Genomic DNA, 13908 nt, shown 5'->3' on the forward strand with positions numbered 1-13908 from the left:
CTTGAATATCTTGTGCACTTTGAGGCTGATACTCTTCGATTAACATTTTTGCTATTTTGTTAAGTCTTGTTTCTGGTCTTTTACTTAGCATTAAAATTCCTCCTGATTAGTTTTTCTTTATCCTAATCAGGAGGCTCCTATACACAAAATTTTACACAGTCTCTAATATTTAGTTTATTCTTTTTAGCTTCCAGTACCATTTGAGTACCAGTAGCCATTTTTTTATTCTATCTATAGCTTGTAATTAAGCCATTTTAGAAAATTTTGCGACTAACGAAAATCGCAGTTTCACTGCTCTCCGTGCTCCGCACTATTTTTCGGGTAAAACTCCCACACAGGGGAGTTTTACTCCCATTTTCGACTCGAAATCGATGATGATCCTATTCGTCACATCAGCGATTTCTCGCCTAAGAAGGGTAGCCATCCATCTATCTTCGTACTTCGTGCTTGATATATGGGGCTTAAGTAAAAGCATCGCTTGCGATTCCTAACTTTATTTTGATTTTGACTGTAATATCTCTTCATTTGAGTGAATATATATCATACTTGAAAATTAATTCATAATTTTCAATCCCCTTCAGCGAATCAGAAAATCCATCTATCTATCTTCGCACTTCGTGCTCGATATATGGGGCTGACGTAAAAACATCGCTTGCGATGTTTTTACTCCCATTCAATTGTTCCAGGTGGTTTGCTTGTTATGTCGTAGACTATTCTTCCTACTCCGGCTACTTCGTTTATCATTCTGTTGGAGAGGGTTTGCATTAGGTCGTATGGTAGGTTGGCTGCTTCTACTGTCATGGCGTCGGTGCTGGTTACGGCTCTTACTGCTATGACGTTTTCGTATACTCTTGCGTCTCCTTTTACTCCTACGGTCTTGATTGGGGTCCATACTGTGAAGTATTGCCAGATGTCTTCTTTTAAGCCGAAGTTTTCTACTTCTTCTCTTAGGATGGCGTCTGTTTCTCTCACTATTTCTAGTTTGTCTTTAGTGATTTCACCGATTACTCTTATGGCAAGGCCTGGTCCTGGGAATGGTTGGCGCCATACCATATCATGTGGTACTCCTATTGCCTCTCCTACTGCTCTTACTTCATCTTTGAAGAGTTCTCTTAGGGGTTCTACGAGACCTACGAAGTCCATGTCTTCAGGTAGCCCTCCAACGTTGTGGTGGCTTTTGATTACACTTGCCTTATCTTTTCCACTTTCGATAACGTCAGGGTAGATTGTTCCTTGGACTAGGTATTTGGCTCCGCCGATTTTTTTGGCTTCTTCTTCGAATACTTCTACAAAGTGGTTGCCTATGATTTTTCTTTTCTCTTCAGGCTCTTCTACTCCTTTGAGTAGACTTAGGAATTCTTCTGATTTGTCGACCATTTTTACGTTTAGACCAAGGTCCTTGTAGGTTTCCATTACAGATTTGGCCTCGTCTTTTCTAAGTAGTCCGTGATCTACGAAGATACATTGGAGATTATCTCCTATGGCCTTTGATACGATTGTAGCTGCAACTGAGCTGTCTACACCGCCTGATAGGCCGCAGATCATTTTTTCTTCCTCGTATTTTTCTTTGATTTCAGCAATCTTTGCCTTGGCAAAGTCTTCCATAGTCCATGTTTTTTCAGCCTTGGCTATGTTTATTACGAAGTTTTCTAGCATTTGTTTTCCGTACTCAGAATGTACTACTTCTGGGTGGAATTGTACTGCGTAGATTTTCTTTTCTTTGTTTTCAATTCCAGCTACTGGTGCATTGAGAGTCCAAGCTATCTTCTTGAAGCCGTCTGCGATTTTGTTCACCCTGTCCCTGTGGTTCATCCAGATTACGGATTCTTGAGGTACATTTTGGAAAAGCTCACTTTTTTGGTCTACAAATAGTGGAGTTTTGCCGTATTCACCGTTTTTAGGTGTTTCGACTTCTCCCTTGTAGTAGTGGTTGATGTATTGTAGTCCGTAGCAGATTCCTAGTATTGGAATGTCTAGGTCAAATATTCTATCATCAGCCTTTAGTGAGTTTTTATCGTTTACTGATTGTGGGCCGCCTGTTAGGATTATTCCTGCAACATTTTCAAAATCGATGTCCTCGATTTTGGTATCGCAGTCGAATAATTCAGCGTATACTCCCATTTCTCTAACTCTTCTTACGATGAGTTGGTCGTATTGGCCGCCGAAGTTTAATACTATAATTTTGTCTTTCTTCATGCCCCCTCCTTTTATTGGACGTGCTTTCTGCGTTCTTCTGGAAACTTCTCGAAATAGTATTGGACTATATCTGTTGCAGTTTGCTCGATTGTGTTTTCTGTAACATCGATTACCTTACAATCCAAGTCCTTGAAGACTTCTTGTGCGTATTCTAGCTCTCTTCTGATTCTTGTATCATCATAGTATATTGACTCCCCTACTATTCCTAAAGACTTACTCCTTACTTCCCTGATGTTTGATAGCTTGTCAGGGTCAATCACAAGGCCTATAATCCTTTCAGGATCTACTTCAAATATCTCACGTGGCAGTTTTATTTCTGGCACGAGAGGTAGGTTTGAGACCTTGAAGTTTTTGGTCGCAAGAATCATGGTTGTAGGAGTCTTGCTGGTCCTTGACACTCCTACAAGGACTATATCTGATAGAGGAAAGCCCCTAGGGTCCTTGCCATCGTCGTATTGAATGGCGAATTCTATGGCTTCTATCATATTGAAATAGTCCTCTGATAGGGTTCTGGTTAGGCCGATTTCCCTTACTGCCTTAAGACCAGTCGCTTCTTCTACCTTTCTGATTCCGTAGTTTAGGATGTCTAATACTTCGATGTTTTTTTCTTTGGCTACAGCTCTTAGATGCTTGGATAAATCTTCGTTAGCGATAGTTTGAACGACTATACAGTTGCTGTCAGCCTGATCCATCACTTCGTCGATTTCTTCTGTCGTATCTATGCTTGGTTTTCTAATAAGATTTACTTTAAGGTCAGGAAATTGGCTAGTCACTGACTTGATGTAGTTTTGTGCAGTCTCTCCTGTCGAATCACTTATAAGTATTGTAGTCAATTCTTTCATCTTTTACCTTACTATTTCTTTTATATCGAGGATTTGTTCAATCCTTCTGGCTAGTTTGTTTAGCATGGCGATTCTGTTGTGTTTGACTTCTTCGTCTTCTACATTGATCATGGTATTGTCGAGGTAGGAATTACCTACAACGCTTGTTTCTTTTATCTTATTAAGCTCTGCCAAGAAGTCCGCTTCTGCACTTGGACTAAAGTCTCCAAGCTCTGTGATTTTCTCATAGAAAGATCTTTCAAGGTCGTTTTCGAAAAGGTCTTCTCTTACTTCAGCATCTACACTATAGTCTGAGAGATTGACGATTCTTGTAAAGTAAGATACTTGATCTTCATTATCTTCTAGGAAACTATCGATGCTTTTAGCCTTCTTTACAATCTTTATGATATTTAACTCGTCTGTATTAATTACAGAATTTACTGTATCGTAGCTTACACCATCGTCTATTAGCTTGTTTTTGAGCCTGTCCTTGAAGAAGTCTAGGACCTTGTCCATGGCTGTATCGTAATCAAAGGAAAGTTCATTCTTTTCTGTATAGACTAGTAGGGCATCATTTACAAGCCTTCTTAGGTCAATATCAATGGAGTTTTCTAGGAAGATATTTATAATTCCAAGGCAGGCCCTTCTTAGACCGAATGGGTCTTGGCTTCCTGTTACGTATTTTTCTATAGCGTAAAGGCCTACAATGGTATCCATCTTATCTGCTATGGAAAGGATGATGCCTGTAATAGTTTTTGGTAGGGCTGATCCAGAAGATCTTGGCATGTAGGCTTCTTCTATGGCTGTTGCGACTCTTTCTTCCTCGCCAGACTTACTTGCGTAAATCCTACCCATAGTTCCTTGTAGCTCGGTAAACTCTACTACCATCTTTGTCACAAGGTCTGCCTTTGAGAGATAGGCTGCTCTTCCTATAGGATGTGCCATATCTTCGCCAATAGCTAGGGCTTGTCTGTATCTTTCTGTAAGATCTGTTAGTCTTTCTGTCTTAAGCTTCATATTGCCCAAACCTTCAAAGAAGGCAAGATTTTCAAGATCGTCTACATAGGCTTCGAGTGGCTTTTTCATGTCTATATCGTAGAAGAACTTAGCATCTTCTAGTCTTGCAACTAGGACCTTTTTGTTTCCTTCTACTACATTTTCCTTAAATTCTTCGTCACCATTTCTTACAACTAGGAAGTATGGTAGAAGATTCTTGTTCTCGTCTAGGACTGGAAAGTATCTTTGGTGGTCCTTCATTGGAGTTGTTATTACTTCTTTTGGGATTTCTAGATACTTCTTGTCGATTCCTCCTATTAGGACAGTTGGATATTCGACTATATTTATAACTTCATCTAGGAGGACTTCGTCTTTCATGTATTCTCCACCTACTTCGCTAGATAGTCTGTTGAGTCCTCTTAGGATAATGTCTTTTCTGTCCTTGTATTTTAGGATTACGAAGTTTTCCTTAAGGAGTTTCTCGTAATTTTCGATCTTGTCGATTTCTATATGATTTGATCCAAGAGTTCTATGGCCCTTGGTCACTCTTCCTACAGAAATTCCCTCAGCATCAAAGTCTAGGACTTCGTCATCTAGGATTGATACAAACCATCTGATTGGTCTAGCCCATCTTATTGACTTTCCTGCCCATCTCATAGATCTTGGGAAGGAAATTGACTTTACTAGCTCGTAGACATTTTCTCTTAGGACTTCAGCAACTGATTTTGATTTTTCCTTTTTTTCTACATAGATATAGTCTTCGCCCTTGAACTCTCTGATTACTACATCAGATATATCAGCTCCTTGACCCCTTAGGAAACCTAAAAGAGGTTTCTTTGGCTCGCCGCCTTCGTCATAGGCAATCTTTACACTTGGTCCTTTGACAGAAACGGTCTTTTCTGTAAGATCAGCCTCTACACCCTCTAACAAGATAGCAAATCTTCTTGGAGTTGACTCTACTGAGAAAGACTCGCAAGTTAATTTGTTTTCTTCGATTAGTTTCTTAAATTTATCTTCTAATTGTCTTTTGGTATTTTTGACATAATCAGAAGGTATCTCTTCTACTCCGATTTCTAATAAGTAATTACTCATCATTATCCTTTCTTAGAAGAGGGTAGCCTAACTCTTCTCTTTTCTCGATAAACTTGTGGGCTACCTTGCTTGATACGTCTCTTACCCTTTTGATATAGTGGCTTCTCTCAGAAACTGATATGGCCCCCTTGGCATCTAGGGTGTTGAAGGCGTGGCTTGTCTTTAAGACATTGTCGTAGGCAGGAATGCATAGACCTAAGTCAATTAGTCTGTTGGCTTCTTTTTCATAAATATTAAACAATTCTTCTAGGACTTCGTTGTCTGCGTCTTCGAAGGAATATTTTGAATTCTCGTATTCGGCTAGACCAAAGATATCTCTGTAAGTTAGATCCTTGGACCACTTAATGTCAAATACATTGTCAACTCCTGATAGATACATAAAGATTCTCTCAAGACCGATGGTAATCTCTCCACTTTCGATCTCGCAGTTTATGCCTCCTACTTGTTGGAAATAAGTAAACTGGGTAATCTCCATTCCATCAAGCCAAACTTCCCAACCGAGTCCCCAAGCTCCTAGGGTTGGACTTTCCCAGTTATCTTCGACAAATCTTATGTCGTGCTCTCTTGGGTTAATGCCGATTGCTTCCAAGCATTCTAGGTAAAGTTCTTGGATATTGTCTGGGGTTGGCTTTAGGAGAATTTGCATTTGGTGGTGTTGGTAGAGCCTGTTTGGGTTTTGTCCATATCTACCATCTGCTGGTCTTCTTGATGGCTCAACATAGCAGACCTTCCAAGGCTCAGGACCTAGGGCACGCAAAAATGTGTTAGGATTCATAGTTCCTGCTCCCTTTTCCGTATCGTAAGGAAGCATTACCGAACATCCCTCATTCTTCCAAAACTCTTCAAGTTTCATTATTAAATCTTCAAAGTACATTCTAATTCCTTTCGCTTAATCTCTTATAGACCCAATCCATAGAAGAAAACTTCTTGATATCAAGGCTAATTAAGCAATAATCTATTATTAATCTCGCTACTTTCTCATAATCAGGGCTGGGGCTGAGCTCACTAAGCTCATCTGATTTTGTATATAATAACTTCATAAAATACAAGAGATCTTCTCTAGTAAGATAAATCACATCGCCCGTATCCTTCTTGTGCTCTTCGCATATGAGGGAGGCTTCTCTGATAGAAAAGTAGCCTGTCGCCTTATCTATAATTCTACCGCAAATCCCGCAAGTAGAAAAGTTAGGCTTAAGGCCTGAAAATGATATATATTTGATCAAAAAGCCCAAAAATATATTAAGATAGCCACTATCAGCCTCTTCCAGGGCCCTAAAGCTTGTATCGAGGAGCTTAAAGACTGTATCCTTCTGGCTTGTATCGATAGTCTTTAGGAGAAAATCGCACATGGCCGACTTGTAGAGGATGATGTCGAAGTTCTTGGAACTTTTCTTGTAGGATTCTACCAAGTAGCCATCTCTTATGCCGTAAAAGTCTCCCTTCATCTTGTACAAGGATAAGTTTACCTTCATAAATCTTCCTGTCAAAGAAAGAAGGCCGGAGTTTTTTCTGTAAACTCCCCTGGCCATAATAGAAATTCTTCCGAGCTTGTCGGTAAATACTTCTATGATTTTGCTAGTCTCCTTGTAGCTAAACTCCCTTAAGATAAAGCCTGTCACATCCTTAAGCTCACTTGTAGCCAAAGCGGTCCACCAGCTTCTCTTTCTTTCTCCAGTCCTTTTCTACCTTAACCCACAATTGGAGGTTAACCTTGCTAGAGAGGAATTTTTCGATTTCCCCTCTCGCATCCATGCCGATTCTCTTGATCATCTGGCCGTTTTTGCCGATAACAATCTCCTTGTGGCTATTTTTTTCCACCACAATTGTAGCCCTTATATCTATTAGCTTCTTGTTAGTTCTTTCCTTAAAGTCGTCAATCCTAACAGCAACCCCATGAGGGACTTCATTTGATAGATTTCTAAGGGCCTTCTCTCTTATGATTTCTCCTACGATAAATCTCTCACTCTTATCTGTAATCATATCCCTATCGTAGTAGGCTGGACCGAAGTCAAGCATTTCCTTGATAGTATCCAGGAAAACATCGATATTTTTCCCTTCTAGAGCTGATATTTCTATAATCCTATCGAAGTCATAAGCTCTGAAGTTTTCCCTAATATGGGCAATTTTCTCCCTATCAGCGAGGTCGGTCTTGTTTATTAGAAGGATCTTGGGAAGCTTAATTTTTTCAAGCATTTCTAGGATTTCCCCGTCTATCCTTCCGATTTCCTCCGAATCATCCACCACCATGGTAATGATATCAGATTCCTTGAGGCTTTCTTCTGAGAAGGTCAGAAGCCTTTCTTGAAGCTTGTTTCTAGGAGTTTGAATCCCAGGCGTATCAAGAAAAATTATCTGACTTTCCTCGTCATTATATATAATTTGTATTTTATCTCTAGTAGTTTGGGGCTTATTTGAGATGATAGATATCTTCTCTCCTATAATCTTTTCCATTAATGTCGACTTACCAACATTGGCCCTGCCTACTACTGAGACGAATCCTGATTTTATCATTGTAAATCCTTTTTGCCAAAACTATGAGGAAGAAGATCTTCCAAAGTGTAGGTCTTGTAATCATCTACCGAGTTTGCTATTACGATTTTCGTATCCTCATCGAAAAACTCCGCCATAAATTGCCTGCAGACTCCGCAAGGATATGTATCTGTCGAATCTCCTGTGATGACTATTGTATCAAATTCTCTAAAGCCCTTGGAAATGGCGGCCGCAAGGGCAGATCTTTCCGCACAGATTGTCGGTGAATAAGAGGCATTTTCGATGTTTACTCCCTCAAATACTTCGCCTTCTTTTGTAAGAAGGACTGCCGAAACCCTAAAGTGTGAATAAGGAGAGTAAGATTTCTTCTTATTGTCTAGGGCAAGTTTTATTAATTCTTTTAAATCTTTCATGAAAATATCCCAAATATTGAAAGGGCCACGCTTATACCAAGTATGGCTCCTCTAATTATCTCTTTTGTCGAATGAATGTCTGCCTCGTATCTGGATTCTGCAACTATAAGAGCCATAAAGGCCATAAGGATCATTACCATTGGATTGTCCACAAGGAGGATTCCTATGGTTGCAAGGCCAAAGGATACGGAGGTGTGTCCGCTTACGAAGCCTCCCCTGAAGGCAGTTCCATGTCCCTCATAGAAAACTCCCTTAAGGAATATGGTTATGATTATGATAAGAGAAATCGAAATTACAGCCAAATGGCTCGGTCTTCTCGCAATCCTCAAGATTACTGAGTCGTAGAAGTTGAGGAACTTATCGAAAAATATCATATAGCCCACAAAAAGTGCATTGAGGGCTGCTATGAAGGTTGCCGCAGCAGATACATCCTTGGCAGACTTGGCAAGAGATAGCCACCTGCCGTCTGCTGCTATATCGACAGCATTCTCAAGAGCTGTATTTACAAGCTCTAGGGCTATAACGGACGATATAGCAAAAATTAAAAACATCATCTCAATTCTAGAAATATTGAAAAACAAGCTTGCCACAAAGACTATGGCACAAGCTAAGAGATGAAATTTCATGTTTTTTTCGTGATTTATGGCAAAGACTAGGCCCTCGTAGGCATAGTCGAAGCCTTTGAGAAACTTCTGTCCGTGGCTAAGGTTCTCCTTGGTATAGATCTTCCCGTATTCCACGTTGGCGTATCTTTGCTCAAGCCTAAGCTCTTCCTTGATTTCTTCCTTAAGCTCGTCCCTAAATTCTAGAAACTTTTCATCTTCCTTAGCCGCTTCTTCTCTTTCCTTTTCGTAGTCGTTTTTGTCCATATGGTCGAAGTTCTCGTGATCGTCGTTCTTGAAGACTCTAAGATTTCTCATGACTTCCTTCTCACGACTTCTCATCTCTCTCTTCTCGTCTTCTTCCATATGGTCGTAGCCTAAAAGATGGAGGGTGGAGTGGCAGGTCAGATACATGATTTCTCTCCTTAGAGAATGGCCGAACTCCATGGCCTGGTCCTTGGCTACATCCAGACATATTACTATATCTCCCAGCATCTTATCAGCGTCTGGTAAGTCTATCGTATCATCTAGGGGGAAGGATAGGACATCTGTCGGCCTATCTACATCCCTAAATTCCCTATTTAGCCTATGAATCTCCTCCATATCGACAAAGGTAATGGAGACTTCATAATCATCTCCCAATCCCTCTGTCTTTAGGACTTCCTTGACAGTTATTTCTAGGTCAGCATCCATTTCTATTTTTTCTTCTGTATTGTTTTCAATTAAAAGATGCATATCTCTTCCTATTCTTTCTTGCTATTAGCTTCCTTTTCTTTTCTCTCAGCCATCCTTCTCGCATCTTCCTTATCGTAAGCATCGATTATCCTTTGGACAAGAGGATGTCTTACTACGTCTATGGAAGAAAATTCCATAAAGGCAATTCCTTCTACATTCCTAAGAATATGCTCTGCCGCCCTTATCCCACTTTTCTTGCCACGAGGAAGGTCGACTTGGGTCTTATCTCCTGTAATTATGGCCTTGGAACCAAAGCCCAGCCTTGTAAGAAACATCTTCATCTGCTCGTGGGTCGTGTTTTGTGCCTCATCCAAGATCACAAAGGACCTATCGAGAGTCCTTCCTCTCATGTAGGCAAGGGGAGCTACCTCAATAAGGCCTTTTTCTACGAGATTTTGATAAGTATCAAAGCCAAGGATATCAAAAAGCCCATCGTAAAGAGGTCTTAGATAAGGGTCTACCTTATCTTGAAGGTCTCCCGGAAGAAAACCGAGGCTTTCTCCTGCTTCGACAGCTGGACGAGTGAGTATTATCCTATCCACTTCCCCAGCCTTGAAGGCTCTAACGGCCATAGCCACAGCAAGGTAGGTCTTTCCTGTTCCTGCTGGTCCTATACCAAAGACAACATCATTGTTTCTGATCTTTTCTATATAGGACTTCTGTCCCAGGGTCTTTGGCTTGATTGGCTTGCCGTCTGCCCTTGTGACTATCACATCTCCCAAAAGCCCCTTGATTACGTCCTTGTTTTCTCTTTCAAGCATGTCTGCGTGATACTTGATCTTTTGAAAGTCTAGGGACTCGCCCTTACTTATAAGAGTAAGGAGTTGTTCTAAGAGATCTTTGGTAAGCTTAGTATTAAGCTCTTCTCCTTTAATCTCCAAGTCATTATCCTTAACCTTAATTTTGGTATCAAATCTTTCTTCTATATATTTTCTGTTTTTGTCAAAACTCCCAAACAAGCTAATAACTTGGTCAGGGTTTTCTATTGCTAATAATTCTATGATATCAATCCTCCATTAAGAATATTATACTATTTATTGTTACAAATATGTTGAAATTTCTGAAATTTAAAAAAACTTCTATATAAAATAAAAGCTTATCAAATAAGGTCCTCCCCGAGGAAGCTCCCTAGTGGTAATTAATTGTACAAATGAAGAAAAAGTCTAGGCTTCATTAATAAGTTACAACTGGTCCTCTACGAGCCGGACGGGCTTGTCTCAGAACCCCAAAAAATATCTATTGTAGCTGCACCCCTTATCTCGAGCGGAGCGTAGCGAAGTCGAGAGATCTCGTTATATTTATCCCAAATCAAGCGACTTGTAAATGATTTATAATAATCTCCAGACAGGAGTAAGAAAGCAAGCCCAAAGGCTTGCGCAGAGAGTAGACAAAGTAGCTTTAATTTAAATTTATTTTATAGTTAAGTTACCCTTATCTCGACTAGTTAAATGTGCCTTGACTGGCACATTTAACCCTAAAACTAAAAAATAGGCTTATATACTAATACATCTTGACATGTTTTAGTGTGAGTGAAACGAACGCATGGAGAGATCTCATTAGATTTCTCCACTCACTCCGTACTCTGACTCGTTACTTCGTAACTTTTCCGTGCTTCCGCACTAGTCAGAGGGGTAAATATCCAAATCAATGGATGTTTACCCGGTCGAAATAAGGGTAATTTCGATTTTGTCTACAGTCTAAGCAAGCCCTAAAGCTTGCGTCCTACTTTCTCTTAGAGACAGGTTTTCCCAGAATTTCTGAGTAGATCAAGGCCTTTCTAAGAGTCTTTCTTCTGTTTTTAACTTTATTTTCTTCGTAGAGCTTTTCTTTCTTTCTCTTTGCCCTACTTTCTTCTATCCTTCTTTCAGCAGCCGGGTCTCCCTCTTCCTTTTTTATTTTAGATTCTGCCTTAGGGAGTTTTTTCTGTTTTTCTTTAATATTTTGGGAAGCCTTCTTTGTCTTCTTCTTATCAGATCCAAACATCTCCCCGACTGGCTCATCCATATATTCGTTTAGGAGCTCGTTAGTCTTCTTTAACCAATCGTCGAAGGATGGCTTGCGTTTTTCCTCCTGGTCTTTTTTCTTAGGAAAGATTCTAGACATCTAGATCAGCCCCATCTTCTCCAGAAATTGACTCGCGCATCTTGGTGTCGGCATTTACGTTTTTGATATTGTAATAATCCATCACGCCGAGGTTACCCTCTTCGAAGGCCTTGGCTATAGCTGTTGGAATCTTACTTTCTGCCTCAACTACCTTGGCTCTATTTTCTTGCTCAAGAGCGATGGCTTGGGCACGTCTTTCCTCTGCCTTAGCTTGGGCGATATTCTTATCTGCCTCTGCTTGGTCTCTTTGAAGTTGGGCGCCGACGTTTCTTCCGACATCCACATCTGCTATATCAATTGATAAAATCTCGAAAGCAGTCCCGCTATCAAGCCCCTTCATAAGAACTGTTTGGGAAATATTATCAGGATTTTCAAGAACTTGGGCATGAGAATCTGATGAACCTACTGTAGTTACAATACCTTCCCCAACCCTTGCTATGATGGTCTCTTCACCTGCACCACCTACTAGTCTTTCGATATTTGCCCTAACAGTAACCTTGGCTATAACCTTAACCTCGATTCCGTTTTTGGCAACAGCGGCTATCACTGGTGTGTTGATTACCTTTGGTGTAACAGAAACTTGAACAGCTTCGAATACATTACGACCTGCAAGGTCAATGGCAGCAGCTTGCTCAAAGGAAAGGTCGATGTTTGCCCTTTCTGCTGCGATTAGTGCATCAACTACTTGGTTAATATTTCCACCTGCTAGGTAGTGACTTTCCAAATCATTGGTAGAAATTTGAATACCTGCTTGGTGGGACTTAATCATTGCATTTACAATCTTTGATGGAGAAAGTCTCCTAAAACGCATAGCAACGAGGGCTGGCATTGAAATATTTACTCCAGAAAATCTAGCAGTTATCCAAAGTCCAACCGGAACCATGGTGAAAAACACCACCAATAAAACGACAATTATGCCTAAAATTACAAAATTCATCATATCTCCTTTACCACAATGTGGCCATCTTTTACACTAACAACTTCAACATCAGACAGGGGCTTTATAAAATCTCCCTGGCTAGTCGCATCATAATACTTCCCATCGATTTCAATCCTTCCCGTAGGTCTTAGGATAGACTTGCTAGTCCCTCTCTTACCTACAAGATAAGAATAATCGACTTTCGAATTGTAACCTCTCTCCCTGCTATTGACACTCTTTAATATCCCCTTATCGAAAATATTAGCCCTAAAGCCAAAAGTCACATAGACGGTCACGCTTAGGATAATAGCAAGAGTCGCAGCTACAAGAAGAATCACTTCTCTTCCATCCATCATAAAGGAATTATAGAGGGATAAGCCAACAAGGACAAGCCCACAGATTCCAATTAGGCCGAAGCTCGGAATAAAAATCTCAAGAGCAAGGAGCGTAACCCCAGCCACAAAAGAAATCAAAGGCCATACTTCAGCAATCGGATTGGTAGAATTAGTAAAATAAAACACACCCAAAAAGGCCAAAGCACAAACAGCAAAAAAGGCCTTCTTCTCAGTAAACAAAACTGAAATCAAGCTTACAACAGCCAGCACAAAACTTAAGCCAATAACAAGTTCAAACATCATAAATTATCCTTTCTGCTCTTACTATAATTATCATATAAATTGGGGGAAAAATCAAGAAGTTGGTATACGAGATATTTTTTCTTCAAAATATCTGAGACTAAATATTTTAGATATTAATATGTCTGAATAATAAAAAATAATTTTAATTTAAAGATATCCCTTCGTTCAAAGGGGGAGGCCCAAGGGGGTTCCGATTCCCCCTCATCGGCCTCCCCCTTACACCCCCTCTACGTTACACCCCACAAACGGCTCTTGCAGAGTGCGAAAGCAGTAGATTGGCTTTTCGCCAATCTTTGTTGGTAGGGGGATCTCTTTGTTTTACTTGTCCTTGGGTTTAACAACGTCTAATCTTCGTCTCTCTAAAAATCGATAACTCGCTACTCTCAAACAAATCGATTTTCTTAACGAGAGACTTGATTAGACATTTCTACTCGTTCACAGGGGAAGGGAAGGAGTAAGCTTTGCTTTCGCAAAGCATATCAATTTTTATTTATTATATACTAACTTTGTATAATTCTGATGTAGCGAAGCTACGAGGAATTATCCTGTTTTTTAGATAAGGATACATTATAAACTTTAGTATATCTTATAAATAACCTTTACCGGGTTGCATGTATAATCAGAATAAGCGTTAAGAAAATTTATCTGTTTGAGCGAAGCGAGTTATAAATTTTTAGCGAATGATGATTAGGAATCCCCAGCTGCTAAATAAACTAAAACGAAGAAGTTCTACCTACAAAAAAAGATTGGCGTAAGCCAATCACAGACTGTTGACAAAATCAAAATAACCCTTATTTCGACCGAACGGAGTGAGCGGAGAAATCTAATGAGATCTCTCCATGCGTTCGTTTCACTCTCTTAGTCGAGATAAGGGTAACTTAACGATAAAATAAATTTCGATTG

At 40.0% G+C, this 13908-nt stretch carries 12 protein-coding genes; all 12 read right to left on the minus strand.

The genetic code is table 11. From position 1 onward, the window contains the following. Positions 1-663 precede the first annotated feature (663 nt). The gene (guaA, locus tag MRZ08_RS02540) at positions 664-2196 is read right to left on the minus strand and encodes a glutamine-hydrolyzing GMP synthase (RefSeq protein ID WP_297378931.1); all 1533 of its coding nucleotides are present in this window, start codon (positions 2194-2196) and stop codon (positions 664-666) included. Positions 2197-2207: 11 nt separating this feature from the next. Continuing rightward, positions 2208-3038, minus strand: a complete 831-nt coding sequence (locus MRZ08_RS02545) for a pyruvate, water dikinase regulatory protein (RefSeq protein WP_297378933.1) — start codon at positions 3036-3038, stop codon at positions 2208-2210. 3 nt (positions 3039-3041) lie between these two features. Continuing rightward, positions 3042-5105, minus strand: coding sequence for a glycine--tRNA ligase subunit beta (gene glyS / locus MRZ08_RS02550; protein ID WP_297378935.1), 2064 nt, complete (start codon positions 5103-5105; stop codon positions 3042-3044). After that, a complete protein-coding gene (gene glyQ, locus MRZ08_RS02555) occupies positions 5098-5979 on the minus strand; it encodes a glycine--tRNA ligase subunit alpha (protein WP_297378936.1) in 882 nt (293 codons plus the stop codon). Before glyQ ends, glyS begins: the two co-directional genes overlap by 8 nt. A 1-nt stretch (position 5980) precedes the next feature. Continuing rightward, positions 5981-6748 carry a DNA repair protein RecO gene (gene recO, locus MRZ08_RS02560; protein WP_297378938.1) on the minus strand — a complete coding sequence of 256 codons (768 nt, stop codon included), beginning with the start codon at positions 6746-6748 and terminating at the stop codon, positions 5981-5983. After that, on the minus strand, positions 6735-7616 hold the full coding sequence (gene era / locus MRZ08_RS02565) for a GTPase Era (protein ID WP_297378940.1): 882 nt from the start codon (positions 7614-7616) through the stop codon (positions 6735-6737). The genes recO and era overlap by 14 nt, the downstream gene beginning before the upstream one ends. Further along, positions 7613-8008 (minus strand): cytidine deaminase, encoded by a 396-nt coding sequence (cdd, locus tag MRZ08_RS02570; protein WP_297378942.1) that lies wholly within the window; start codon positions 8006-8008, stop codon positions 7613-7615. The genes era and cdd overlap by 4 nt, the downstream gene beginning before the upstream one ends. After that, positions 8005-9345 (minus strand): rRNA maturation RNase YbeY, encoded by a 1341-nt coding sequence (gene ybeY, locus MRZ08_RS02575; protein ID WP_297378945.1) that lies wholly within the window; start codon positions 9343-9345, stop codon positions 8005-8007. The genes cdd and ybeY overlap by 4 nt, the downstream gene beginning before the upstream one ends. A gap of 8 nt (positions 9346-9353) precedes the next feature. Then, positions 9354-10310, minus strand: coding sequence for a PhoH family protein (locus MRZ08_RS02580; protein WP_297378952.1), 957 nt, complete (start codon positions 10308-10310; stop codon positions 9354-9356). Positions 10311-11067: 757 nt separating this feature from the next. Next, positions 11068-11448, minus strand: a complete 381-nt coding sequence (locus MRZ08_RS02585) for a hypothetical protein (protein ID WP_297378947.1) — start codon at positions 11446-11448, stop codon at positions 11068-11070. Further along, positions 11441-12385, minus strand: a complete 945-nt coding sequence (gene floA, locus MRZ08_RS02590) for a flotillin-like protein FloA (RefSeq protein WP_297378949.1) — start codon at positions 12383-12385, stop codon at positions 11441-11443. The genes MRZ08_RS02585 and floA overlap by 8 nt, the downstream gene beginning before the upstream one ends. Continuing rightward, positions 12385-13005: an NfeD family protein gene (locus MRZ08_RS02595; protein WP_297378951.1), complete on the minus strand. Its 621-nt coding sequence runs from the start codon at positions 13003-13005 to the stop codon at positions 12385-12387. Before MRZ08_RS02595 ends, floA begins: the two co-directional genes overlap by 1 nt. Positions 13006-13908: the final 903 nt, after the last annotated feature.

The sequence above is a fragment of the Anaerococcus sp. genome, from assembly GCF_022770135.1.
Taxonomy (GTDB): domain Bacteria; phylum Bacillota; class Clostridia; order Tissierellales; family Peptoniphilaceae; genus Anaerococcus.

What these genes read in the sequence shown, in the direction of transcription:
- guaA (WP_297378931.1), bottom strand. Translation starts at nt 2,196, where the DNA reads ATGAAGAAAGACAAAATTATAGTATTAAACTTCGGCGGCCAATACGAC.
- MRZ08_RS02545 (WP_297378933.1), bottom strand. Translation starts at nt 3,038, where the DNA reads ATGAAAGAATTGACTACAATACTTATAAGTGATTCGACAGGAGAGACT.
- glyS (WP_297378935.1), bottom strand. Translation starts at nt 5,105, where the DNA reads ATGAGTAATTACTTATTAGAAATCGGAGTAGAAGAGATACCTTCTGAT.
- glyQ (WP_297378936.1), bottom strand. Translation starts at nt 5,979, where the DNA reads ATGTACTTTGAAGATTTAATAATGAAACTTGAAGAGTTTTGGAAGAAT.
- era (WP_297378940.1), bottom strand. Translation starts at nt 7,616, where the DNA reads ATGATAAAATCAGGATTCGTCTCAGTAGTAGGCAGGGCCAATGTTGGT.
- cdd (WP_297378942.1), bottom strand. Translation starts at nt 8,008, where the DNA reads ATGAAAGATTTAAAAGAATTAATAAAACTTGCCCTAGACAATAAGAAG.
- ybeY (WP_297378945.1), bottom strand. Translation starts at nt 9,345, where the DNA reads ATGCATCTTTTAATTGAAAACAATACAGAAGAAAAAATAGAAATGGAT.
- MRZ08_RS02585 (WP_297378947.1), bottom strand. Translation starts at nt 11,448, where the DNA reads ATGTCTAGAATCTTTCCTAAGAAAAAAGACCAGGAGGAAAAACGCAAG.
- floA (WP_297378949.1), bottom strand. Translation starts at nt 12,385, where the DNA reads ATGAATTTTGTAATTTTAGGCATAATTGTCGTTTTATTGGTGGTGTTT.
- MRZ08_RS02595 (WP_297378951.1), bottom strand. Translation starts at nt 13,005, where the DNA reads ATGATGTTTGAACTTGTTATTGGCTTAAGTTTTGTGCTGGCTGTTGTA.